Source organism: Mycolicibacterium brisbanense, from assembly GCF_001570425.1.
Taxonomy (GTDB): Bacteria; Actinomycetota; Actinomycetes; order Mycobacteriales; family Mycobacteriaceae; genus Mycobacterium; species Mycobacterium brisbanense.
On sequence record NZ_BCSX01000021.1, the window covers coordinates 204575 to 229621 of the forward strand.

At 66.7% G+C, this 25047-nt stretch carries 21 protein-coding genes; 13 read left to right on the plus strand and 8 right to left on the minus strand.

The features are described from left to right. The first annotated feature begins 23 nt into the window (after nucleotides 1–23). The gene (locus RMCB_RS10895; RefSeq protein ID WP_062828785.1) at nucleotides 24–983 is read left to right on the plus strand and encodes an SDR family NAD(P)-dependent oxidoreductase; all 960 of its coding nucleotides are present in this window, start codon (nucleotides 24–26) and stop codon (nucleotides 981–983) included. 24 nt (nucleotides 984–1007) lie between these two features. Next, the gene (locus tag RMCB_RS10900) at nucleotides 1008–1592 is read left to right on the plus strand and encodes an SOUL family heme-binding protein (protein WP_062828786.1); all 585 of its coding nucleotides are present in this window, start codon (nucleotides 1008–1010) and stop codon (nucleotides 1590–1592) included. Nucleotides 1593–1627: 35 nt separating this feature from the next. Here the strand turns inward: RMCB_RS10900 and RMCB_RS10905 are convergent, their stop codons facing one another. The 6 genes from RMCB_RS10905 to RMCB_RS10930 all read right to left on the minus strand — a co-directional run bounded on the left by RMCB_RS10905 (nucleotide 1628) and on the right by RMCB_RS10930 (nucleotide 7644). Then, on the minus strand, nucleotides 1628–2068 hold the full coding sequence (locus RMCB_RS10905; RefSeq protein WP_165606280.1) for an SRPBCC family protein: 441 nt from the start codon (nucleotides 2066–2068) through the stop codon (nucleotides 1628–1630). A gap of 61 nt (nucleotides 2069–2129) precedes the next feature. Beyond that, nucleotides 2130–3491 carry a TIGR01777 family oxidoreductase gene (locus RMCB_RS10910; RefSeq protein WP_062828925.1) on the minus strand — a complete coding sequence of 454 codons (1362 nt, stop codon included), beginning with the start codon at nucleotides 3489–3491 and terminating at the stop codon, nucleotides 2130–2132. 66 nt (nucleotides 3492–3557) lie between these two features. Continuing rightward, nucleotides 3558–4517, minus strand: a complete 960-nt coding sequence (locus tag RMCB_RS10915; RefSeq protein WP_029370329.1) for a LysR family transcriptional regulator — start codon at nucleotides 4515–4517, stop codon at nucleotides 3558–3560. Beyond that, nucleotides 4490–5464: a DMT family transporter gene (locus tag RMCB_RS10920; protein ID WP_084388419.1), complete on the minus strand. Its 975-nt coding sequence runs from the start codon at nucleotides 5462–5464 to the stop codon at nucleotides 4490–4492. Before RMCB_RS10920 ends, RMCB_RS10915 begins: the two co-directional genes overlap by 28 nt. Further along, nucleotides 5461–6042, minus strand: a complete 582-nt coding sequence (locus RMCB_RS10925; protein WP_234792068.1) for a TetR/AcrR family transcriptional regulator — start codon at nucleotides 6040–6042, stop codon at nucleotides 5461–5463. Before RMCB_RS10925 ends, RMCB_RS10920 begins: the two co-directional genes overlap by 4 nt. Before the next feature lie 66 nt (nucleotides 6043–6108). Next, entirely contained in the window at nucleotides 6109–7644 is a 1536-nt protein-coding gene (locus RMCB_RS10930; protein WP_234792069.1) for an APC family permease, read from the minus strand. Between the two features lie 411 nt (nucleotides 7645–8055). On the opposite strand from RMCB_RS10930, the gene RMCB_RS10935 reads away from it, so the two are divergent. Genes RMCB_RS10935 through RMCB_RS10960 form a run of 6 tightly spaced genes read left to right on the plus strand, consistent with a single transcriptional unit; the run spans nucleotide 8056 to nucleotide 16637 of the window. Further along, nucleotides 8056–10173 carry an oxidoreductase gene (locus RMCB_RS10935; protein WP_062828789.1) on the plus strand — a complete coding sequence of 706 codons (2118 nt, stop codon included), beginning with the start codon at nucleotides 8056–8058 and terminating at the stop codon, nucleotides 10171–10173. Nucleotides 10174–10181: 8 nt separating this feature from the next. After that, a complete protein-coding gene (locus RMCB_RS10940; RefSeq protein ID WP_062828790.1) occupies nucleotides 10182–10541 on the plus strand; it encodes a cupin domain-containing protein in 360 nt (119 codons plus the stop codon). Between the two features lie 11 nt (nucleotides 10542–10552). After that, the gene (locus tag RMCB_RS10945; protein ID WP_062828791.1) at nucleotides 10553–12034 is read left to right on the plus strand and encodes an aldehyde dehydrogenase; all 1482 of its coding nucleotides are present in this window, start codon (nucleotides 10553–10555) and stop codon (nucleotides 12032–12034) included. A 12-nt stretch (nucleotides 12035–12046) separates the two neighbouring features. Beyond that, nucleotides 12047–13441 (plus strand): purine-cytosine permease family protein, encoded by a 1395-nt coding sequence (locus tag RMCB_RS10950; protein ID WP_029370322.1) that lies wholly within the window; start codon nucleotides 12047–12049, stop codon nucleotides 13439–13441. Nucleotides 13442–13443: 2 nt separating this feature from the next. After that, nucleotides 13444–14985 carry a GMC family oxidoreductase gene (locus tag RMCB_RS10955; protein WP_062828792.1) on the plus strand — a complete coding sequence of 514 codons (1542 nt, stop codon included), beginning with the start codon at nucleotides 13444–13446 and terminating at the stop codon, nucleotides 14983–14985. A 2-nt stretch (nucleotides 14986–14987) separates the two neighbouring features. Continuing rightward, nucleotides 14988–16637: an amidohydrolase gene (locus tag RMCB_RS10960; RefSeq protein ID WP_062828793.1), complete on the plus strand. Its 1650-nt coding sequence runs from the start codon at nucleotides 14988–14990 to the stop codon at nucleotides 16635–16637. 110 nt (nucleotides 16638–16747) lie between these two features. On the opposite strand, the gene RMCB_RS10965 is transcribed toward RMCB_RS10960, so the two are convergent. Beyond that, nucleotides 16748–18172 (minus strand): APC family permease, encoded by a 1425-nt coding sequence (locus RMCB_RS10965; RefSeq protein WP_206779457.1) that lies wholly within the window; start codon nucleotides 18170–18172, stop codon nucleotides 16748–16750. 104 nt (nucleotides 18173–18276) lie between these two features. Here RMCB_RS10965 and RMCB_RS10970 point away from each other — a divergent pair, with 104 nt between their 5' ends. Next, nucleotides 18277–19464, plus strand: a complete 1188-nt coding sequence (locus tag RMCB_RS10970; RefSeq protein ID WP_201028269.1) for an ROK family transcriptional regulator — start codon at nucleotides 18277–18279, stop codon at nucleotides 19462–19464. Here the strand turns inward: RMCB_RS10970 and RMCB_RS10975 are convergent. Next, nucleotides 19458–19844, minus strand: coding sequence for a hypothetical protein (locus RMCB_RS10975; protein ID WP_063979598.1), 387 nt, complete (start codon nucleotides 19842–19844; stop codon nucleotides 19458–19460). The genes RMCB_RS10970 and RMCB_RS10975 overlap by 7 nt on opposite strands. Before the next feature lie 219 nt (nucleotides 19845–20063). On the opposite strand from RMCB_RS10975, the gene RMCB_RS10980 reads away from it, so the two are divergent. From RMCB_RS10980 to RMCB_RS10995, 4 genes are all read left to right on the plus strand, one after another. Then, nucleotides 20064–20939: a DUF732 domain-containing protein gene (locus RMCB_RS10980; protein ID WP_062828797.1), complete on the plus strand. Its 876-nt coding sequence runs from the start codon at nucleotides 20064–20066 to the stop codon at nucleotides 20937–20939. Nucleotides 20940–20987: 48 nt separating this feature from the next. After that, a complete protein-coding gene (locus tag RMCB_RS10985; protein ID WP_029370315.1) occupies nucleotides 20988–21596 on the plus strand; it encodes a TetR/AcrR family transcriptional regulator in 609 nt (202 codons plus the stop codon). 147 nt (nucleotides 21597–21743) lie between these two features. Further along, nucleotides 21744–22187 carry an MmpS family transport accessory protein gene (locus RMCB_RS10990; protein ID WP_201028270.1) on the plus strand — a complete coding sequence of 148 codons (444 nt, stop codon included), beginning with the start codon at nucleotides 21744–21746 and terminating at the stop codon, nucleotides 22185–22187. Next, nucleotides 22184–25039, plus strand: a complete 2856-nt coding sequence (locus RMCB_RS10995) for an MMPL/RND family transporter (protein WP_062828799.1) — start codon at nucleotides 22184–22186, stop codon at nucleotides 25037–25039. Before RMCB_RS10990 ends, RMCB_RS10995 begins: the two co-directional genes overlap by 4 nt. Nucleotides 25040–25047: the final 8 nt, after the last annotated feature.

A 25047-nucleotide genomic window follows, 5' to 3' on the forward strand; every position in this document is an offset into this window, starting at 1 on the left:
GTGCACGCAGCGAATCACTGGCGATGACCACCGCTGCCCTGATTGATGACGTGCTCGACCGGACGATCGCCCTTGGATATTCACGGGTGGGCATCGCGGTTCGACAACGGTTCTGGCGGGTGCCCGATCGCCCACGCGAGACGCTGGCCGGCGCCACTGTTCTGGTCACCGGTGCGAACTCGGGCATCGGACGGGCAATTGCCGCCGAACTCGCCGCGCACGGCGCCACCGTCCTCATGACTGTTCGTGACCGCTCCCGGGGCGAGGCCGCCCGGCACGAACTCTTGGCAGTCGATCCCTCAGCTGACCTCGTCGTCGAACGGTGCGATGTGTCCGCATTCGATGACATCCGGGCGTTCGCCGCTGACTTGGGCCGGCGCCACCATCGGATCGACGCGGTGATCCACAACGCCGGCGTGCTGCCCGCGCAGCGGACCGACAGTGCCGACGGACACGAATTGTGCCTCGCCACCCACGTGCTCGGCCCTGTTCTGCTGACCGAACTTCTGCTGCCGCTGCTGGCGGCCGCGCCAGACCCCAGGGTTGTGTTCGTCTCGTCGGGCGGGATGTACACCCAGTCGCTGGATGCCGACGACATCGAATACCGAACCCAGGGCTACCACGGCGCCACCGCCTACGCCCGCAGCAAGCGCATCCAGGTCGCCCTGTTGCCGCTGCTGGCCAAGCGCTGGACTCGCCAGTCGGTGACGGTGGCCGCCATGCATCCGGGCTGGGCCGACACACCGGGTATCGCGGAGGCGTTGCCAGGGTTTCGCCGCCTGTTCCGTCCCATCCTGCGCACCCCTGAGCAGGCCGCGGACACCGCGGTATGGCTCACCGCGACGATGCCGACGCCGCCCTCGGGACAGTTCTGGCATGACCGCCGCATCCGGCCTACCCACTATCTGCCCACGACCCACTACACCGAGACCGAACTCGAGCGGGTGTGGCGGTACTGCGCCGAGGCGATCGGGCTCTCGTGAAACCACGGAAAGGAAGGACTGACCATGTTGACTCAGTTGCAGACGGCTGCGACCCGCGTATTGGAGATCGCCGGGTCGACGGTCGGCATCCGGCTCGGTGTCGAGGAGCCGCCGCATACCGCGCGCTCGTTGGTTCCCGGCGTGCAGATCCGTCACTACGGCCCCCGTATCGCAGCCGAGACACGCATACACGCGAACGAGGAAGCGGCCCGCAGCGCCGGTTTCCGGCGCCTGGCGCGCTACATCTTCGGCGCCAACCAGCAGCGCGAAGCGATCGCCATGACCATGCCCGTCGGGCAGCAGGGCAGTGAGCAGCGAAGCTGGGTCATCCGGTTCTACCTGCCGACCGGATCCACACTGCAATCGTTGCCGACCCCTGACGATGAGCACGTCGCGCTGGTCGAGCTGGCACCGGAAACCGTTGCGGTGCTGCGCTTCAGCGGCGACCGCGGGCCGTCGAGAATTGCCGAGAAGACCCGCCAACTTCGAGAAACCCTGCGCGACTATGGTTTCGCGCCAGTCGGCGAGCCCAGCGCCTGGTTCTATGATCCGCCGTGGACGCTGGCGTGTCTGCGCCGCAACGAAATCGCGATTGCTGTTGAAGCATGAGCGTGGAAACGTAGAGACCCAAGCATTTTCGGTAATCAGCTGCCGTCGGTCGCGTGCAGCCGCGCCAGCTCGCGCTCGAGACCTTGCGCACCCTTGTCGAGCAGGCCGGCGACCGCGATGCGCAGCAGTGGTTCGGTCCAGCGCAGCCACCCCTTGAAGGCGAACGCCACCTGGTACGTCACCAGGCACCCGTTCGGCCGCGGAGCGACGATGACGGTGTCATGGGCGACGACCGAGGTGTTTTCGCCCCGCAGCTCGATGCGCTCGCCCGGAGTGAGAGCAGTCACCAGATAGACGAGATCGCTGGTGCGCCCTGCGAAGCGGGAAGTGTTGGCGTAGCGGGTTCCTACGCCGCCGTCACCGTCGATGCGTTCGGTACGGACGGTGCCGGGGTCCCACTGCTCGGTCGTGGTGAAATCCGCAAGGTAGGCGAAGGCGACGTCCGGTGGGCAGTCGGCGGCCACTTGTCGCTGCATCCTGATCACGTGCACTCCTCACGTTGTGCGGCTGGTCCGGGTAGTGCGGTGGCATCGCCCATCAGGCGGCGGTGATGCTCCCGAGTTGATAGCGCAGGCACTGCTCGAGGGCCGGTCTGCGAAAGCGGTGACCGGCCTCGAGTAACCGGCGCGGCACCACCCGTTGGCTTGCCGCGGCCAGCTCACGTGCGCCCTGCTCGCCGAGCAGCAGGGCCGGCCCCAGATCGGGCACCGGCAACACGGCCGGCCGATGCAGAGCGTGCGCCAGGGTGGCGGTGTACTCGGCATTGCGAACCGGCTGTGGGGCAACCGCATTCACCGGGCCCGTCAGCGCGGGATCGACCAGCGCACGGTGATAGACGTCGACGAGATCATCGATGTCGATCCACGACAACCACTGCCTGCCACTCCCCAACCGGCCACCCAGGCCCGCTGCGAACAACGGCCGCATCAACCGCAGCGTTCCGCCACGAGGGGTCTGCACGATGCCGGTACGCACGGTGACCACCCGCAACCCTGCCGCGGTTGCCGGTGCCGTGGCGGCTTCCCAGTCGGCGACCACATCGGAGAGGAACCCACCGCCCTGTGTCGCGGCTTCGTCCAGCTCGACATCACCGCGGTCGTATCCGTAGAAGCCGATCGCCGATGCGCACACGAACGTCGACGGTCCGTTGGTCGCGGACGCGGCGCACTGCGCCAGCCGGCGCGTCGGGTCGATTCGGCTCTCCCGCACCGAGCGCTTGTGTGCGTCGGTGAACCGGCCGGCGATGGAGCTGCCCGCCAGGTGCACGACGGCATCGACATCGTCGAGCAGGCGGGGGTGGGGCGAGTCGGGCTGCCAACGGCGTTCGGCGTCACCACGCGGTTGGCCGCGGACCAGGCGGATCACGCGGTAGCCACCGGTCGAGAGAAACGCCGTCAGCGCGGTCCCCACCAAGCCACTCGACCCGGTCACCGCGACAGTGCCCGGCCGTCGGCCGTGCTCACGGGACCACCGATGGGCGGCCAGGTCCTCTGCGAGCTGGCTGTGCCGGTAGAGGAACGTCGGTCGCAGCAGAGTCCCCGGAACCGCGGTGGTGACATGATCGGTGACGCGTGTGCGCCCAGCGTCGACGGCCTCGAAGCGGTGCTCGTGCCGCCACGATCCGACCAGAGCCGCGGGCAGCGACCGCCAACCGTCGCCGACACGTGCGTCGACGAACCGGGCCGGCGGGTCGTACGACCCGGGTTGATGCTGCGCAGCCCACCGCAGCCCGCCGGGCAAGCCCAGCACCGCGCGGCCATCGGCCAGCGATGTGGCCTCCGAGATGACGTGCAACGGCTGCCACGGCGGCATCAGTCTGTGTATCGCGCCGGGACGCTCATGCCAGGCGAACACCTCTTCGCGAGGCGAGTCCACCACGCTGCTGTGCACGATTCCCACGACACCTCCCCAGAGACGGTTCTGTCTGTGGTTCGTGGCCACCCGGCCGGCGGATGGCCCGCAATCTCAAATCGGTGTGACCGGCGTCTGACTGCTCTCCGCGTCGTCCGCGGCGCGGCGATCGGCGAAGATGGCACGCGCGGCCTCGGCAACGGCACGTGCGCGCGCAGTGCTGCGAACCGACTGCAGCCTGGCGAGCACGATGGGCAGCCCGGGCAGGTCGTCGCGGATGGCGACGGTACTCACCGCGCCGCCGTCATAGGTTCCGCGGTGCGCGGGGATCTGGTTGAGGATCGAAAACCCGTGTCCGCGTGCCACCAAACCGCGCACCGCTTCGTAGCTGGCCGACCGATATCGAATCCTCGGCGTCACACCGGCTTTGGCAAGTATCGACTCGAAATAGTCACGGCTGTCGGGGAGATCGAGCAAGACCATCGGCTCGTCGGCCAATTCTGTCAAGCGGATCGATTTCCGTTTGGCCAGCCGGTGATCGGCAGGCAGCGCCACGTACGGTGCTGCGACACCGAGAGATTCGATGTCCACGCCGGTTCCGAGCGCAAGGTCATAGGTCAGCGCGAGCTCTGCGGTGCCGTTGCGGAGCACCGTGCGGATCGCATCGGCCGACGTTTCGACGACCTCGACCTCCAGCTCTGGATGGCGGGCACCGAGGTCGGACAGCAGCCGGGGCAGCACGAACGGCGTCAGTGTCACGAAGCAGGCCAGCCGCACTGTCCCATGCACCTGGTCGACCCGACCGCTGGCGTTGTCGAGCACCTCGTCGAGATGCGCCAGCAGCGCGCGGGTGTCACGCAGCATCTCCTCCCCCGCGGCGGTCAACGCCAGGCCCCGAGCCCGGTGCCGGATGAACAACTGTGTGCCGATCTGCTGCTCAAGCTGGCTGATCGCGGCCGACACCGCCGACTGCGCGATGTGCAATTCGTCGGCGGCCTTGGTCATCGATGAATACGTGGCGGCCTTGACGAAGTACCGCAGCTGGGTCAGCGTGACGTCGGGACGTCGGCGCATCGGGGACTCCCTACAGCGTCGTGGGGTTGTCCGCCGAGTCTATTCGCGGCGCGCCCGGGCAGCGCCGAGACGCCGGGCAAGGCCAGCACGACGAGGGCCGCCGCGATGAGCGCGACACCGAGCCAGCCGACGGTGCCGACCGTTTCATGCAGGATCACCATGGAAAGCACGGTCGCCGCGGCGGGTTCGACGAGGGTGATGGTGGTCGCCGAGGTTGCGCCGACCCGGGCCAGCCCGTAACTGAAGAGGACGTATCCCAAGAACATCGGCAACACCGCCAGGTAGGCGATCACAACGATGCCCGGGTACGTCACGACGGCGCGGCCCGCGGTCGCCGCGAACACCGGCATCAGCAGAATTCCGCCGAGCCCCAGAACCGCTGCGGCCGAGGCCCCGCGGCTCGTCCCGTCGTCCATGAGCCGACGCATGGCCCAGGCGTAGCCGGCGTACGAGCCGCCCGCCGCCAACCCGAGCACAACGCCCAGGACGGCCGAGTGCGCGCCGCTTCCCGCGCCGGAATGGCGCGACAGGCTCAGCAACGCGCTACCGGCGATGCCGAACCCGCAGGCGACTGCCCACTGCCGCGTGAGCGCCCGCCCGTCACAGAGGCGCTCGATCACCGCCGACGCCAATGGCGCCGACGCCAGCGATACCACGCAGCCCAACGCGACGCCGCCGATGCGCATCGAGCTGTAGAACGCCAACGGATACAAGGCGACACACACGCCCCCGAACATCACCAGCCGGTACCGCGCCAAAAGCGTTGTCCGGTCCCGAAACAACGCGCGCCGGCTGAAAGCGATCTGCAGCAGACCGCCGATGCCCATCGCCCCGGCCCCGACCGTGATGGCGCTGACAGCCGGCGCGAGCGCCGATGCCGTACCGGTGGTTCCCCAGAGCAACGATGCGACGACGATGGCCACCATGCCCGTGGTCCGCGGTGTCACAGTGCCGCCATCAATGCGGCGGCCAGGGTGCGGGCGTGCCCGATCCGGTCGGATCGGCCCTCCAATCCGGCACGTGCGATCGATCCCTCCAGGAGGAACGACATGTGCTCGGCGACGCCATCGGCGGCATGTTCGCCGCAGATGGCGGCGAGCTCCGTGCGCAGGATCTGTTCCACTTCTTCCTTGTGGCGCCGCACGGCCTCTCGGCCCGGGTCGCCGACCGGCAATTCGGCGGCCGCGTTGAGCAGCCCACACCCCCGGAAGCCGTGTTCATACGCCATTTCGGCGTGGTCGGTGTAGGCATCGAACACCGCCAGCACCCGGTCTTCGGCGGTCACGGCGTGGGCGCGGCGTTGCGCGTACAGCGCGAGCCATTCTGCGTGCCGCTCTTCGAGATAGCTCGCCACCAACTCCGCCTTGGATGCAAAGTTGTTGTACAGGCTCATTTTTGCCACGCCCGCGTCGGCGGTGACGACGTCGATGCCGGTTGCCGCGATGCCGTCGGCGTAGAACCGGCGCGCCGCCGCGTCGAGCAGCCGCCGTCGCGCTTGCCCACCGGGGCGACCACGTTTCGTCATGGCGGCCATGCTCTCATTTACTAGGTAGATCTGTCTAGTAAATAAGCGGCAGGCCGCGGTGAGGGGTTACGTCAGTACCTCGTCCGGCTCTTCGAGCGACGCGCCGTTGGGTCGCTCGGCGCGCACGCCCCGGGCCCGCAGGTAACCGACCGCGCCGAGAATGCCCAGGACCGCCAGGGTGCCCAGCGTGAACACCTCGAAGGTCAGCTGGCTGACTCCCCACGTCTTCTCGAAGTCGTAGTCGATCCCGAACAAGCTCTCCAGCGTGCCGGGGAACACGGCCACCCACGATCCGAGGGCGACCCACACGAAGCACAGTCCGCCCAGCACGCGGAACCCCATATCGCCGGTCGGCACCCGGAACGGCCGGGCCACCTCAGGAAACCGCGTGCGCAACCGCACGGCCGCCGGGATCGAGATGACATAGCTGAGCAGGAAGGTGGAGATCGAAATACTCAGCACCACACCGAAAATCGAGGCCGACGACCCGGTCACCTGCATCGCGACCAAACAGAACACCGTGGCCACGACGCCGGAGAGCAGGTTCACCCGCACCGGCGTGCCCAATTGAGGATGGAACCGGCCGAAAAACCCGCCGAAGAACGCGCCGTCGGCGGCGGCCATGGCCTGCATGCGATCGCTGATGATCATCCAGGCCGAGCCCTGGGTCATCAGGATGGCGGCGAAGATGACACCGGTGACCGTGAGCATCGCCGGCGCGGCCGCGCCGTACACGCTGAACACCTTCGCGACGGCTTCCATCAACCCGCCGATGCCGGTGATGTCGTCTTTCGGCAGCACCACCAGGATGGCGAAGATCGGCAGCAGATAGGCGGCCGCGGCGATACCCGCGGACCGGGCGATCGAGATCGGTACGTCCCGCGCGGGGTTCTTCATCTCCCCTGCCGCGCTGTTGCCCGACTCGAAACCCAGGTAGGAGAACAGCAGCAACGGCGTCACGCCAAGCATGCCCGCCACAGTCGGGCTGAAATCACCGACAGACAGGCCCGCCACGCCGTGCTGCGCGGCGTAGATCGCGGTGGTCGCCAGGAAGATGACCAGGAAAGCGATCTTGAGGATGGCGCCGATGTTCGGAATCCACTTGCCGTGCTTGAGGCTGATGATCGCGGCGAGCACGGTGAGCCAGATGAACACCAGCTTGAACGCGTAGTCGGTGGGCGTGCCGTGTTCGAACGGCGTGACGTACGTGCTCCAGGTCTCCGAGGCGATGAAGGCCATCGAGCCACCGACCCATACGGGCTGGGTGACCCACGTCAGCAGCGACGCGATGGCCGCCACCGGGCGCCCGAAAGCCTTGCGGCACCAGATGTACACGCCGCCCTCCCCGGTGAACGCACCGCCGGTCTCGGCGAACACCAGCCCGTATGGCACCAGGAAGAACACCGCCAGCATGAGCGCCCAGGTGAAGGTCTCCGCACCGAATCCGGATACCTGGCCCAGCGTTTCGATCGACACCACCGCGGCGACGATCAGGAACACGATGTCGAGCCGGCCCAGCGTCTTCTTGAGGTGCTTGACCTCCCGATCAGCCTGGGCGGTCTCCCGATCGCCCCCTGATGCAAGTCTTGGTTCGGTTTCCACGATCATCCTTTTCTCGATGTGATGGCCCCCACACTGACTCCTCGCCGACACAGCTGTAAAACATCGTTTTCAGTGAATCCGGATCGGAAATTCCGATGCAGGTGTGGGCAAGGGCACAGCCGTACCGCGGCCGCGTGACCGCGCTCCACGCACGTAACGCTGCGGTGATGTTCGGTCGGATTTCCCGCCGCTGCGTTACGCCCGCGGGTCGCGGTCATTGCCAGGCGGTCACCCAGCACCCGACAGCCGAGCGCGCAGCGAACTTCATCAATAAAACAGATGCAAAACCGCTGAAACCACTAGTTGACCTCGGTTATGCGCGGCACAACGATGGCTAATACCGGCGTGACCCAGCTCACGGCACAGCTCCCGTCGCATCGCGCCGCCTACACGAACTCTAGGAGTAGCTCCATGCGAGACCCCCGGTACGACATCCTGTTCGAACCCGTTCAGATCGGCCCGGTCACCGCGCGCAACCGCTTCTACCAGGTACCTCATTGCAACGGCATGGGCTACCGCGACCCGTCGGGTGAGGCGTACATGCGGCGCATCAAGGCCGAGGGCGGCTGGGCCGTGGTGTGCACCGAGCAGGTCGAGATCCACCCGACCTCCGACATCGGCCCGTTCATCGAACTGCGGCTGTGGGACGACCAGGATCTGCCCGCCGTGGCCCGCATCGCGGAGAAGATCCACGAGGGCGGCGCCCTGGCCGGCATCGAGCTGGCGCACAACGGACTGAACTCGCCGAACCTCATCAGCCGGGAAGCCCCGCTGGGCCCGCAGAACCTGCCCGTGGTGTCGTGGAACTACGACCCGGTGCAGGCCCGCGAGATGACCAAATCCGACATCGCGGACATGCGGTTCTGGCATCGCGAGGCGGTGCGCCGCTCTCTGCAGGCCGAATACGACATCATCTACGTCTACGCAGGCCACGCCATCGGCGGCCTGCACCACTTCCTGTCCCGGCGCTACAACAACCGCACCGACGAATACGGCGGCAGCATCGAGAACCGGGCCCGCCTGCTGCGCGAAATCCTCGAGGACACCCGCGAGATGTGCGACGGCAAGGCCGCCGTGGCGTGCCGCATCTCGGTCGACGAGCTGCTCGGCGACGAGGGCATCACGCGCGCCGAGATCGAAGACGTCATCGGCATGCTCGGCGAGCACCCCGACCTGTGGGACTTCGTGCTGGGCAGCTGGGAGGACGACTCGGTCACGTCGCGCTTCGGCCCCGAGGCCGAGCAGGAGCCCTATGTCCGCGGGCTCAAGGCACTCACCACCAAACCCGTTGTGGGCGTTGGTCGTTTCACCTCACCGGACATGATGGTGCACCAGGTGAAGAGCGGTGTGCTCGACCTGATCGGCGCGGCGCGGCCGTCCATCGCCGATCCGTTCCTGCCCAGCAAGATCGAGTCCGGCAACCTCGAAGACATCCGTGAGTGCATCGGCTGCAACATCTGCGTGTCGGGCGACTTCACCATGGCGCCCATCCGCTGCACCCAGAACCCCACCATGGGTGAGGAATTCCGCCGCGGCTGGCACCCCGAGAAGATCCGCCCGAAGGCCAGCGACGCCACCGTTCTCGTGGTCGGCGCCGGGCCCGCCGGCTTGGAAGCTGCCCGCTCTCTGGGCAATCGCGGTTACACCGTAAGCCTGGCCGAGGCCACCCGCACCCTCGGCGGACGCGTGGCCCGAGAATCCAAGCTGCCGAGCCTTTCCGCATGGATCCGCGTCGTCGACTACCGCGAGAACCAGATCGCCAAGCTCGACAACGTCGAGGTCTTCATGCAGAGCGAGATGACCGCCGACGACATCATCGACAACGACTTCAACCACGTCGTGATCGCCACCGGCGCGGGCTGGCGCAGCGACGGCGTCGGCCGCTGGCACACCAAGCCACTCGACATCGCCGAAGGCGCCGACGTTTTGAGCCCCGACGACATCATGGCAGGCACCCGTCCGCGCGGTCAGCGGGTCGTGGTGTTCGACGACGACCACTACTACATGGGCGGCGTGATCGCCGAGCTGCTCGCCAAGGAGGGCCTCGCCGTCACGCTGATCACCCCTGCCGCCCACGTGTCGCAGTGGACCACCAACACCCTGGAGGTCGCGCGGATCCGCAAGCGGGTGATCCGGGCCGGCATCGACGTGCGCACCAACACCGCGGTCACCGCCGTCACCGCCGACGGTGTCCAGACGGCGTGCGTGTACACGGGCGACGAGGGCGCGGTTGCTGCCGACTCGGTGGTCATGGTGACCGCGCGGCTCCCCCACGACGGTCTCTACCAGGAGCTGTTGAGCCGCGAAAGCCAGTGGGCCGACGCCGATCTGCGGAGTGTGCGCGCCATCGGTGACGTGTGGGCACCCGCCACCATCGCCGCCGCCGTCTGGTCGGGCCACCGTTACGCCGAGGAACTCGACGAACCGCAGTCGCTGAGCCCAGTGCCGTATCTGCGCGAAACCGCCGAACTCGCTGTCGAACCTGTCATGTATCTACCCATCACGCCGGTCCAACCGGTCAACGCATAAGGAGCACCATGCCCGCCCTGATCCCCGCCGGCCCCGACGCCGTCGCAGTCATGACGCCCAGCAGCTACGTCACCGCCGAAACCCTGCGCGAGGGCAACCCGGCCGAAACCGAGGCAGTGCATCTCGCCAGCTCCGACGAGAAGTTCACCGTCGGGTCGTGGCGTGCCGAGCCCTACGCCGAGTTCATCGAGAGCTACCCGGGCGACGAGTACACGCGCGTCCTGGAAGGTTCGATCACGCTGACCGGTGACGACGGTGTCGCCCACACCTTCGGCCCCGGCGACTCCTTCACCCTCACCAAAGGCTGGCGGGGCGAATACCGCGTCACCGAGCCGCTGGTCAAGCAGTTCGCCATCTACGTCCCCTGAGAGGTTTGCACATGACCACACTCGACGACTGGACCCGCCTCGCGGGTGAGATCGCGCCGCGTACAGAGGTTTTCATCGACGGCAAGTACCGGCCCGCGGTATCCGGGGAGACGTTCGACTCGATCAACCCCGCGACCGGGGACCTGATCGCGGCGGTGGCGTCGGGTGACACCGAGGACGTCGACGCGGCCGTCGCCTCGGGGCGCGCCGCGTTCGACTCGGGTGTCTGGTCACGGACGTCGGCGTCGCACCGCAAGCGTGTGCTGCGGCAGCTCTCCGAGTTGATCGCTGCACACAGCCAAGAGCTGGCGCTGCTGGATTCGATGGACATGGGCAAGCTGGTAGCCGAAGCTCACACTGTCGACGTGCCCTCGGCTGCAGAGCTTTTCGCGTTCTACGGCGAGGCGCTCGACAAGCAGGCCGGCGAGATCGCGCCCACCGAACCGGGCAACCTTGCGCTGGTCACCCGAGAGCCGCTCGGCGTCGTCGGCGCCGTCACCCCGTGGAACTTCCCATTGGACCTCGCGGTGTGGAAGGTGGCCCCCGCTCTGGCGGCCGGGAACTCCGTGGTGCTCAAGCCCGCCGAGCAAGCTCCGCTCTCGTCGGTGCGGCTTGCCGAACTCGCTGTGGAAGCCGGTGTGCCCGAAGGCGTGTTCAACGTCGTTCCGGGCCTCGGCCCCACCGCTGGGGAAGCGCTGGGCCGGCATCCGGATGTCGATGTCATCGCGTTCACCGGGTCGACCGAAACCGGCAAGCGGTTCCTGCGCTACGCCGCGGATTCCAATGCCAAGCAGGTCTGGCTGGAGTGCGGCGGCAAGAGCCCCAACGTGGTGTTCGCCGATGCCGACCTGGACGCCGCCGTGGACAAGGCGATCTTCGGCGCGTTCTACAACCAGGGCGCGGTGTGCTCGTCGAATTCCCGTCTGCTGCTGCAGGAATCGATCGCCGACGAGTTCCTCGCCGAACTCGTGAAGCGCACGGCCGAGATACGGCCGGGCAATCCACTGGATCCGGCGTCGACCCTGGGTGCCCTCGTCGACGAGCAGCACACCCAGCGCGTCATGGGATTCATCGACCGCGCCCGCGCAGACGGCGAGATCGTCACCGGCGGGACCCGCGAAACTGTCGACGGGCGTGGTTGTTTCGTCGCGCCGACCATCGTCGCGAACCTCACGCCGACGGCCGAGCTGGTCACCGAGGAGGTCTTCGGCCCGGTGCTGGCCGTGCAGACGTTCTCCGACGAGGCGCAGGCCATCGCGACGGCCAACGACACCATCTACGGCTTGGCAGCCTCGGTGTGGACCCGTGACCTGTCCCGCGCTCACCGCGTAGCCGCGGCCCTGCGCGCCGGCACCGTCTCGGTGAACACGGTCGACGCGCTGAGCCCCCAGACCCCCTTCGGGGGATTCAAGCAGTCCGGTTTCGGTCGCGATCTGTCCCTCCACGCGCTCGACAAGTACACCGGCCTGAAAACCACCTGGATCGCGCTGTAGATAGGGAGCCCCATGAACGACAAAGCGCCGGTGTCCGCACCCGTGGAGCAGCGGACCATCGAACACGTCCCGGTCGACGAACGCCACGGCCGCGCCCGTGACCTGTTCACCGTCTGGTTCGGCTCCAACATCATGTTGCTGACCATCATCACCGGCGCTCTCGCGACCACGGTGTTCGGCCTGCCGCTGTGGGCCGGCGCCGTGGCGATCATCCTGGGCAACGTCATCGGCGGTGTGGTGATGGCGCTGCACGCCGCTCAGGGGCCACAGATGGGCGTGCCCCAGATGTTGCAGACCCGGGCCCAGTTCGGCTCGTACGGAAGCCTTCTCGTCGTGGTCCTGGTGGTCTTCATGTACCTGGGCTTCTTCGCGTCCAACGCGGTGCTCGGCGGGCAGGCGTTGGCCAAGGTGACCGGGCTGCCCACCAACTGGTCCATCACGATCATCGGGCTGATCAGCGTGGTGGCCACGATCGTCGGCTACCGGCTCATCCACCGCGTGACCGCGTTCCTGTCGGTGGTCGCCGGCGGGGCGCTGGTCGTGGCGTTCATCTGGATGGTCGGGGTCAACGGCGTGCCCGGGGACACCTGGCACACCAGCGGATTCAGCTGGGCCGGCTTCATGGCGACCTTGTCGGTTGCCGCGCTGTGGCAAATCGCTTATGCGCCCTATGTTTCCGACTACACCCGGTACATGCCCAAGGACACCGGCCAGCGTGCCGCGTTCTGGGGCACCTACGCCGGTTGCGTGCTGGGCTCGGTCCTGCCCATGCTCCTCGGCGTGCTCGTCGGTGCCGCACTGCCGGGCGACGAGACCCTCGAAGGACTCTCGACGCTGACCCGCGGCGTGAGCACGGGCGTGTTCGCGATCTTCGCGATCGGCATCACCGCCACCAACGCCATGAATCTCTACTGCGGTGCACTGTCGACGATCACCGTGGGGCAGAACCTGTTCCCGCGGTGGCGTCCCGGTGCCGGTAGCCGCGCCGTGACCGCGATCGTGTTGTTCGTCATCGCGATCATCCCGGCCCTGGTCAGCGCCGACGACTTCCTGGCCAACTACGCCAACTTCCTGGCGCTGCTGCTGTGCGTGCTGATCCCGTGGACCGCAGTCAATCTCGTCGACTACTACCTGCTGCGCCACGGCGTCTACGACATCGACTCGCTGTTCGAGCGCGATGGCGGGCGGTACGGCAAGTTCAATTGGATCGCGATCGCGTGCTACTTCATCGGCATCGCCGTGCAGATCCCGTTTCTGTCGACGACGTTGTTCACCGGATTCGCGGCCAAAGCTCTCGGTAGCGTGGATATCTCGTGGATCGTCGGGCTGGCCGTCATCTGCCCGCTGTACTACGTGCTGATGCGGCCGAAGGTGTCCGCACTGGCCGCGCAGCCGGCGGCGGCGTGAGCATGAGCGACTACCTGATCGTCGGCGGCGGCACCGCGGGATGCATTGTGGCATCGCGGCTCTCGGAAGATCCCTCGATCACCGTGACCGTCCTAGAGGCCGGTCCCTCCGACAAAGACGAGCCACGGGCCCGCGACATCCGGCGGTGGGCCCAGATGCTGGAAAGCGAATACGACCTCGACTACCGCAGTGTTGCGCAGGAGCGCGGCAACTCCGGTATCCGGCAGGCCAGGATGCAGATCCTCGGTGGCTGCTCGACGGCGAACACGATGATCACCTGGCGCCCACTGCCTGCCGATCTCGACGAATGGGCCGCGATGGGCGTCACCGGGTGGGACACCGCGTCCGTGCACGCCGCGTTCGATCGCATCCTGGCACCGGTGCAACCGGTCGCCGAGAAGGACCGCAACCCGTACGTCAGCGATGTGGTGGACTCCGCCCGGCGGGCGCTGGACCTGCCCGCCCGCCGGGCCTGGAACTCCGATCCCGACTTCGCCGCCACCGGCGTCGGGGCTGGGTTCTTCGAGATCGGCTATACCCCGGCCGGCCACCTGCGCTCCTCGACCTCGGTGCACTACCTGCACGACGCCATCGCCGCGCGCGACAACCTCGTGGTCGAGCACGGCCAGCACGCCGAACGCGTGATCATCGAAGACGGCAGGGCCGTCGGGGTGCTCACCCGTGACGCGGACGGCAACCAGCGCGAATTCCGGGCCGAGCGCGAGGTCATCCTGTGTTGCGGCGCCATCGATTCACCAAAGCTGCTGCAGCTCTCAGGAATCGGCCCCACGGAGGTGCTCGCCGCTGCCGGCGTCAGCACCGTCGTCGAATCTGCCGGAGTCGGCGAAAACCTGATGGACCATGCCGAGGGCCTCATCGTCTGGGAGGCCGCTGCCGAGGTGCCTGACACCTGCGCCACCGGCTGGGATGCCGGGGCCGCGGTGCGGTTGTCGGAGGACAGCCCCGCGCGGCCCGAGGTGCTGATGCACTTCCCCGTCGAGGCGGTCGCCGACCATGCCGTCACGTACGGCGTCGAGATGCCCGAGCGCATCGTCTCGATCGCACCCAACGTCGCGAAACCGAGCAGCCGGGGACGGGTCTGGATCACATCGCCTGACCCGGCCGACCTTCCCTCGATCGACTACCGGTACTTCACCGATCCCGAGGGTCACGATGAGGCTGTCCTGGTCGCCGGGATCCGGCTGGCGCGCCGTATCGCCGCCACCGCGCCGATGTCGGATTGGCTTGTCCGCGAGGTGTTCCCGGGCCCGGATAAGCAGTCCGACGACGAACTGTCCGAAGCACTGCGGGCGACGCACCAGACGGTGTACCACGTATCCGGCACGTGCCGGATGGGCGCCGACGACGATCCCATGGCGGTGTGCGACTCCCGGCTGCGGGTCCGCGGCATCGACGGTCTGCGCGTGGTCGATGCGTCGATATTCCCCACGATCCCGTCGGTCAACCCGGTGGGCACCATCATGGCGGTGGCCGAGCACGCCAGCGCCATGATGCTCGCCGACCGTCAACCAGTGAGAGCCTGACCATGTTCGCCGATCGCATCTTCACCAACGCCGCCGTGTTCCAGCCCGGCGGGGCCGATCCCGCCGACACCGTGGCGGTCCAGGGCGACACCATTGTCGGCGTGGGCCGCGGCGTCGACCGCGACATGATCGGAAAGCACACGGAGGTAACCGATCTCGGAGGTGCGAGCCTGCTACCGGGCTTCGTGGACGCGCATGCACATCCGGTCGCGGCCGGCATGGCGGCGCTGCGCTGCGACCTTTCCGGCCTGGCGCACGACCGCCAGACCTATCTGGCCGCCATCGCCGAGTACGCCGCACGCCATCCATCCGAGCCCGTCATCGCCGGGGCCGGGTGGTACGGCGACGCCTTTCCCGACGGGTTTCCGACCCGGCACGATCTCGATACCGTCGTGTCCGATCGGCCCGTCATTCTGACCAGCCATGACTATCACGGCGCCTGGGTCAATACCCGCGCGCTGGAGCTGGCCGGGATCACCGCGGCCACAGCCGAACCCGCCGGTGGACGAATCGTCCGAGACCACAATGGCTCACCGACCGGGGTGCTGCTGGATCGCGGCGGTGACGCCGTCAACGCCCTGATCCCCGAAGTGACACCGGAGTTCATGCGTCAGGCACTGCTCGAGGCGCAACGCCGCTTGCACTCGGTAGGTGTCACAGGTTGGCAGGACGCCGCCGTGGGGGCCGAATTCTTCGGACTCAAGGATAATTTCGCGACGTATGTCGACGCCGACGCGGCCGGTGAGTTGACCGCGCGAGTGGTCGGCGCCCTGTGGTGGGAAGCCGAGCAGGGTGCCGAGCAGCTTGACGGCCTGTGCGCGCGACGCGGTCTCACCGGCCATTCCCGGTTCACCGCGACCATGGTCAAGGTCATGCAGGACGGCATCTGCGAGAACTGCACGGCCGCCATGCTGGCCCCGTACCGTGCCGTGGCCGGTCACGACATCCCCAGTGGCCAGTCCTTCATCGACCCCGAAGACCTGCAGAAGGTGACGGCCATGCTGGCCGGCGAGCGGTTCGGCATCCATATGCACGCCGTCGGCGACCGGGCAGTGCGTGAATGCCTCGACGCCCTAGAGCACGCCATCGCCCGCCACCCGCAGTTCGATGCCCGGCATCAGATCGCCCACCTGGATGTGGTCGATCCACAAGATATTCCACGGTTCGGCCGGCTCGGCGTCATCGCCAACATCCAGGCCCTGTGGGCGCGCCGCGACAAGGAGATCGTTGAGCGCAAGCTACCGCTGCTCGGCGCAGAACGTGAACCGTGGCACTTCCCCTTCGCATCCATTCAGCGTCACGGCGCCACTCTCGCCATGGGTAGCGACTGGCCGGTGACCGATCCGAATCCGTTGTGGGCCATCCATACCGCGGTGCACCGCACCGGCACGCATGCCGATCCACATGCCATCGGCGACGGTGTGTTCGACACCCCGCTGCAAGCGCAGGAAGGGATCTCGCTGCGGTCGGCGATCGACGCCTACACCTCGGGATCGGCCTATGCCAACGGGCAGGATCGGACCGGCCGGATCGCCGCGGGCATGCTGGCCGACCTGGTGGTCCTCGACCGCGACATCTTCACCGCCGAGGACATCGGGACGCTGCGAGCAGTCGAGACCGTGGTCGGCGGAAAGACCGTCTACCGGGCTTAAGAGACACCACCATCTAGACAGAATCCACACGCAACCGCACCCAGATTCACATCAGGGACAGAAACCGCGGCTGGTTTGTCCCCTATGTGAATCTCGGTGATCGCGCACGCTCAGTCGGATGTCGACGCGAACCCCTCGTGAATGAGCTTGGGGCCGAACGGCCACGTCTTCTCGGTGCGGGCATAGATCAGGAAGCCGATGGCCCCGAGGATCATCCAGCCGATGGACAATCCGATCGACTGCCACGTCGACGAGACGTAGATGTACACCCACCCGACGAGGGCGATCAGGGTCGGCACCGGGTAAAGCCATTGCCGGTAAGGGCGTTTCAGGTCGGGCTGCCTGCGGCGCAGTACCACGATGGCGGCGACCTGGGCCAGGGACTGAATGATGACCAGCGTGGCGACAGCGGCATTGATGACCACGGTGAGCGAGAACAGCGTTCCCACAAGGGTTATGGCCGTCATGGTCACGACGCCGGCGGTCGGCAGCCGCAGTTTCGGATGCACCCGCCCGAACACCGGCAGGAACACGTGGTCACGAGCGGCCTCGAACGGCACCCGGGATCCGCCGAGCAGCCCGGCGTACACCGAACCGATGGCCGCGATGACGATCAGTCCCGTCACCACCTGCGCCGCGGTACTACCCCAAGCGTTCTCCAGCACAGTCGATGCCACGGACGTCGCGCTTTTCAATTCCTCGAGCGGGACCGAGCCCAGCACACCGATCTGCATCAGCAGGTAAAGACCCGCGATACCCAGGATCGAGACGATGATCGATTGCGGAATCGTCCGGCCGGGGTTGATGACCTCCCCGCCGAGATACGCACTCGTGTTGTATCCGAGGTAGTCGTAGATCGCGATGATGAGCCCCGCCCCGAGTCCTGCCCAGAACGCTCCACCGGCCTGAAATGCCCCCGGGGTGAACGCAAATGCCTGTGTGTGGTCGAAATGACTGAACGCTGCGACGATCGTGGCGAGCACCGCCAAGAGCATGACCACGAACAGTCCGGTGGTGAGCTTCCCGATCTCTCCGATACGGCGAAACAGCGCGGCACCCACGATGAGCGTGATGACCGCACCGATGACGTGACCGAGTACGGTGAGGCCGCCGTCGGCGACGACACCCGGAACCAGATAACCGAGGTATTGGACGAGCCCGATCACCCCGGTCGACATGATCAGCGGGATGAACAGCACGGCGCTCCAGACGAACAGGAACGGCATGAGTCGGCCGGTCCGGTATTGAAACGCCTCACGCAGATAGATGTACGTTCCACCGGCTCCGGGCATCGCCGCGCCCAACTCGGCCCAGATCAAACCGTCTGCCACGGCCAGCACGGCGCCGATCAGCCAACCGAACATCGCCTGTGGGCCACCCATTGTCGCCACCATGGCCGGGATGGTGACGAACGGCCCGATGCCGCACATCTGCGTCATGTTGATCGCCGTCGCCTGAAGCGGGCCGATCCTGCGCTCCAGTCCGGGCGCCGGGGAGGCCGGAGCATTCACGTGATAACCGGGATTCGAAGTCACTGCCAACCTCCGCGCTAAGTGTTAGTAAAGTTTCTTAACACACGGAATCGGTCGAGGGAAGATCCCAAATTGGACCGTCGCCACACGGGATGGAGAATCTGCACGTGACGAGCAACAGCGGACGTGAGATCGGCACACCCGCACATATGCGGGCACTGAATCAACGCCTGGTTCTCCACCGCCTCAGCGAGCACGGCGAGGCGAGCCGGCCGCAGTTGGCCGCCGCCACCGGACTGTCGAAGCCGACCGTTGGACAGGCATTGGCGGACCTCGAGACACAGGGCCTCGTGCGGCCAGCCGGGATGAGCCCGTCGAAACCCGGACGCGCAGCAGTGGTGTACGAAATCGTCTCGGATGCAGGGCATGTCGTCGGTATCGACATCGGCAGACAGCAGATCCGCGTCGCGGTCGCAGACCTGGCGGGACGCATCGTCGCCCGCGTCGACGAACCCAACAGGTGCCGTTCGGGCTCGGCGCTGCTGCGCACGGTGCTTGCCACCGCGAAGCGATGTGTGGGGGCCGCCGGACTCGCCGACGACGACGTCGTCGTCACCGTCGTCGGCACTCCGGGCGTACCTGACCTGGAAGACGGGACGGTGCGTCGCGCTCCGAACCTCCCGGGCTGGGAGCGGCGCGGCCTGCTGCATGAACTCATCGCAGGCCTGAATCAGAGCGGTTCGATCGTGATGGTCGAGAACGACGCCAATCTGTGCGCGGCAGGCGAGCATGCGGCGGGCGCTGCCGTCGGTGTGGACACGTTCGCGTGCCTGACCATCGGAACCGGCCTGGGCATGGGGTTCGTACTCGACGGTCAGATCTACCGCGGCACCCGCGGCGCGGCCGGGGAGATTTCAGATCTGGCGTTCATGGTGAACGGCGCGCCCGGACCGGCGTCGGCAGAGGCCGCCGTGGCGGGGCAGGCCGTGGTCGCCGCCGCCCACGCCGCCGGCCTGACCGACCTCCGAAGTGCCAAGGCTGTTTTCGAGCTGGCCCGCTCAGGTGACCCGGCAGCCCTCGAAGTCGTTGCGCAAGAGACGCTCCGGCTCGCGTTCGTGGTGTCGGCGATCATCGCGATCCTGGATCCGTCGCTGATCATCCTCGCCGGCGGGATCGGCAGCAACGCGGACCTGCTCGCGACACCCATCCGCACGGCACTGGCCGCAACCAGTCCGGTGATACCCGAGATCATCGCCGGCCAGCTCGGCGAAGATGCGGTGTTGACCGGGGCTATCGCCACCGGCCTCGCCACCGCACAGGAGTTGGTCTTCGACAGGCGCGCGACGACTCAGTAGCCGATCTCGTCGCAGATCGGCGGGATGATGATCAACGAGCCACGCGGGGTGCAGAACGGGTGCGGCGGCTGCGGAGGCGGCGGTGGCGGAGGTGTGAGCATCGGGGCCGGTCCGTCGGCGGATATGAAGCTGTCGAGCGGGTTGCCCTTCAGGTCGACCATCCGCACGTTGCCCTGGCCGAACGGGACGATGTACCACGTGTGGCAGGTACCCATGTCCCACTGAATGTTGTTGAACGGCAACGCCTGCCCCGGGCACCAGCTGTGCGGCTCGGCGGGAAACGGGTCGGCCTCGGCGGTGCCTGCATCGAGCGCCAGGCCGGCGGCCGTCATCGCACCCGCCACGGCTACTGTCGCCGCGAGCCGTGCAACTCGATTCATCGTCAGATCCTTTCGTCGGGCGCCGCGACAGCGGCTTTGCCTGTGCATCCAGTACAGAGCGTCGCCGCAGCTACCGATCCCAACAATGATCCGCGAGTTCTTCGCCGGCTGGTCGGGATTTGCCGATGTGGGTCACAGTTCCCGCGCGAATCTGCCGCGCCCGGATTCGAATCGGATCCAACCGACATATAACAGTAGTGATGATGAATTGCGGATCCGATGAACTGCCCGTTCTGCGGTGCTGAAGTCGACCGCAGCGGCACGTGCGACCGCTGCGGTCGAGTACAGGAGTCCACGTCGCCGACGGGGTGGCGGCCCGATCCGACAGCGCGCCACGAAGGCCGGTACTACGCCGCGGGGCATCCCACGAACCGTGTCCGCGACGGCCGCGCCCAGTCGTCGGACCCCGACGGCGGCCGGATGCTGCCGGATTACGTCGAGTTGCCCGCCTCCCGCTCGAGCATCCGCTCGACGTGGCTGGGGACAGGCGCAGCGACCGTCATCCTCGTCATGGTGGCGGTGGTCGCCTGGGTGCTGTTGATGGCTGCTCGGCGTCCGCCTCCCCCGCCGGAAACCGGGTACCTCTCGGCGCTCAAGGAAGCGGGTTTGTTCAACCAGTTCAATTCCGATGCCAATGCCGTCGCGCACGGCCATCAGGTGTGTCGCCAGCTCGAAGACGGCGGACCGCAACAAGGGGTTCCCGCCGACAAGATTGCCGTCGACTCGTTCTGCCCACAGTTCACCCAGGGCTTTCACATGCTCGATACCGCAACGGTGTCAGGCATTTTCGTCGTCACCGACAGCGCGGGTGTGGATGCGATCGCGTCTGACGGCGCGTCGTGCCAGGGGGCCAACGGGTACTCCGACGTCGGTCGCGACACACAGGTCATCGTCAAGAACGGCAAGGGCGAGATCCTGGCCACCACGGCGCTGGGACCGGGTAAGGGGGACAGCGCAAACTGCACCTTCTCGTTCAGTTTTCCCGTCACCGAGGGTCAGGACCGTTACGTCGTCTCGGTCGGTCATCGTGGCGAGTTCAGCTACAGCTTCGGCCAGCTGCGCGCGCAAGGCGTCCAGATCCATCTCGGCCATTGACCCGTTCCCGAACAGTACGGTCCTGGACCGTACTGTGCCGGTCGATCTATGGTGGGCGCTGTGCCCCGGACCGTCGACCTCACCGCGGAATCCTCGCCATGGTCGCCGCGCGAAGCAGAGCTGCTCGCCATCACGTTGCGGCTGCTGCAGGAGCACGGCTACGACCGACTCACCGTGGATGCGGTGGCCGCAACCGCCCGCGCGAGCAAGGCGACGGTGTACCGGCGGTGGCCCTCGAAAGGCGAATTGGTACTGGCCGCCTTCATCGAGGGCATCCGCCAGGTGGCCGTCCCGCCCGAGACCGGCTCGTTGCGCGGCGACCTGCTGCGCGTGGGTCAGGTGATCTGCGAGCAAGCCCACCAGCACGGCACCACCATCCGGGCGGTGCTCGCCGAGGTGTCCCGCGATCCCGCGCTGAGCGACGCGATGCAGCACCAGTTCCTCGATCAGCGCAAAGCCATGCTCGAGCTGATCCTGCGCGAGGCGGTCGCGCGCGGTGAGATCAGCGAATCGGTGATCAGCGACGAACTGTGGGATCTGATGCCGGGCTACCTCATCTTCCGGTCGATCATCCCGAACCGGCCGCCGACGCCGGAGACCGTGCAGGCGCTCGTCGACAACGTCATGATCCCGAGCCTCACCCGCCCCGTCGAGTAGGACCGCGCTCGCCCGGATTCGCCGCTCAAACCCCTTGCCCACGGCAGTCCTGTACCGTACCGTACCGTTCAGAGCGGTCGTTTCCCACCGCGCGGAAAGGACCCTCCACCCCCAGCCATCGCGTCCCGGTTATCGAAAGGCGAACGGGTGCGGACACTTTCGATTGGCAGCTCGCTCAAGCGGGGTTGGATGCTGGTGGTAGCACTCGCAGTCGTCGCCGTGGCCGCATTCTGCGTGTATCGATTGCACGGCGCCTTCGGCGGTTTGCACACGGGAACCCCGAGCGACCTTTCGAGCGAGATCGTTCCGTTCAACCCCAAGCATGTGGTGCTTGAGGTCTTCGGCCCGCCGGGAACCGTGGCGTCGATCAACTACCTGGATGTCCATGCTCAGCCGCAGCGTGTCGACGATGCCCCACTGCCGTGGACCTACGACACCACCACTACCGATCCCGCGGTGTTCGTCAACGTCCAGGCCCAGGGCGACAGCGATTCGATCGGCTGCCGCATCACCATCGACGATGTGGTCAAGGACGAGAGAGCGGTCAACACCGTGAACGCCTACACCTACTGCCTGGACAAATCCGGATGAGCGGGCAGACCGTGGCCAAAACGATCCGCCGGCTCTCGGTGCCGATCGTGTTGTTCTGGCTGGCCGTCGCGGCGATCACCAATGTGCTGGTGCCGCAATTGGAAGTGGTCGGCGAGGCCCACAACGTCGCGCTGAGTTCGCCCGACGCGCCGTCGCTGCAAGCGTTCAAACGCATCGGCCAGGTCTTCGGCGAGTTCGATTCCGACAGCGCGGCGATGATCGTGCTGGAAGGCGACCAGCCTCTCGGTGCCGACGCCCACGCCTACTACGACGACCTGGTTCAGCGAATATCGCAGGACCACAAGCACGTCCAGCACATCCAGGATTTCTGGGGCGATCCGCTGACAGCGGCGGGCTCACAGAGCCCCGACGGCAAGGCTGCTTACGTTCAGGTATTCCTGGCAGGCAACCAAGGCGAGGCGTTGTCCCTGGAATCGGTCAACGCTGTCCGCGACATCGTCGATCACACACCGGCACCACCTGGCGTCAAGGCGTATGTCACCGGTGCCGCGCCCCAGGTCGCCGACCAATTCGAAGTGGGCAACGAGGGCACCACCAAGGTCACCCTGCTGACCATCCTGGTGATCGCCATCATGCTGCTGCTGGTCTACCGCTCGGTGGTCACCATGATCCTGGTGCTGATCACCGTGCTCATCGAGATGGCCGCCGCCCGCGGCATCGTGGCCTTCCTTGCGGATACCGGAATCATCGGGCTCTCAACGTATTCCACCAATCTGCTGACGCTGCTGGTGATCGCCGCAGGCACGGACTACGCCATATTCCTCCTCGGTCGCTATCACGAGGGGCGCAGCGCCGGGGAGGACCGCGAGACCGCCTATTTCAACATGTACAGCGGCACGGCCCACGTCATCCTCGGCTCGGGCCTGACGGTCGCCGGCGCAGTCTTCTGCCTGAGTTTCACGCGCCTGCCCTATTTTCAAAGCCTCGGTATTCCGGCTGCGATCGGCGTCCTCGTCGCTCTCGTCGCGGCGCTCACCCTGGCACCGGCGGTGCTGACCCTGAGCAGCCAGGTCGGGCTGCTCGAACCCAAGCGCAGCACGCGCACGCGCGGATGGCGACGGGTCGGTACGGCCATCGTGCGCTGGCCCGGGCCCATTCTGGTGGTGACGATCGGGGTCGCCCTGATCGGTCTCCTGGCCCTGCCGGGTTACAAGACCAGCTACGACGTCGGCTCCTACATGCCTGCGAGCGCCCCCTCCAACGTCGGCTACACGGCGGCCGAACGTCACTTCTCGAAAGCCCGGCTCAATCCCGAACTGCTGATGATCGAGTCCGACCACGACCTGCGGGATCCGGCCGACATGATCCTGCTGGAACGCGTCGCCAAGGCCGTGTTCCACACCCCCGGCGTCGCGCAGGTCCAGTCCATCACCCGCCCCTTGGGCACGCCGCTGGACCACAGCTCGATACCGTTCCAGATCAGTGCCCAGAGCGCCGGGCAGATCCAGAATCTCAAGTATCAGCAGGACCGCGCGCGCGATCTGCTCAAGCAGGTCGGTGAGATCGACAAGACCATCGGCATCCTGCGCCAGCAGTACGCCCTGCAGCAGCAGAGCGCGGCCGCCACCCACGACCAGGTCGAAGCGTTCCACCGAACCGTTGCCGTGACACAGGATCTGCGCGACAAGATCGCCAACTTCGACGACTTCTTCAGACCGCTGCGCAACTACTTCTATTGGGAGCCACACTGTTTCGACATCCCCATGTGCGCCGCCCTGCGGTCGATCTTCGACGCGCTCGACGGGATAGACGCGCTCACCGACGAATTGGGGAATGTCACCGCAAGCCTCGACAAATTGGACCAGCTGCAGCCGAAGCTGCTGGCGTTGATCCCGCCGCAGATCGCCAGCCAACAGACCAACCGCGACCTGACGATGACGAACTACGCCACGCAGTCGGGGATCTATGACCAGACCGCGGCGGCGCTGCAGAACGCCACCGCGCTGGGCCAGGCCTTCGACGCCGCGAAGACCGACGATTCCTTCTACCTGCCGCCGGAGGCGTTCACCAACCCCGAATTCCAGCGTGGCCTGAAGCTGTTCCTCTCACCGGACGGCAAGGCCGCCCGCATGATCATCACTCACGACGTCGACCCCGCGACCCCGCAAGGGATCTCGCATATCGCCGCGATCCGGCACGCCGCGGCAGAAGCCGTGAAGGGCACGCCGCTGGCGGGGTCGCACATCTACATCGGCGGAACCGCCGCAACCTACAAAGACATTCAGGACATGGCGAAGTACGACCTGATGATCGCCGGTATCTCGGCACTGAGCCTGATCCTGCTCATCATGATGCTGATCACCCGCAGCCTGGTCGCCGCGCTGGTCATCGTCGGTACCGTGGCGCTGTCACTGGGCGCGTCCTTCGGGCTGTCGGTACTGGTGTGGCAGGACATCCTCGGTATCCCCCTGTACTGGGTTGTGCTGGCGTTGGCGGTGATCCTGCTGCTGGCCGTGGGCTCGGACTACAACCTGCTGTTGATATCCCGGTTCAGAGAAGAGGTTGCGGCAGGGCTCAACACCGGCATCATCCGCGCGATGGCAGGCACCGGCGGTGTCGTCACCGCTGCCGGCCTCGTGTTCGCCTTCACCATGGCGTCGTTCGCGTTCAGCGATCTGACGGTCCTGGGTCAGATCGGCACCACGATCGCGCTGGGATTGCTGTTCGACACGCTGATCGTGCGCTCGTTCATGACACCGTCCATCGCTGCTCTGCTGGGACGCTGGTTCTGGTGGCCGCAACGGGTGCGCCCGCGTCCGGCCAGTCGGATGCTGCAGCCCTATGGATCCAGGCCGGCCGTGCGGCAATTGCTGTTGTGGGAGGACGATTGACGCTGCGC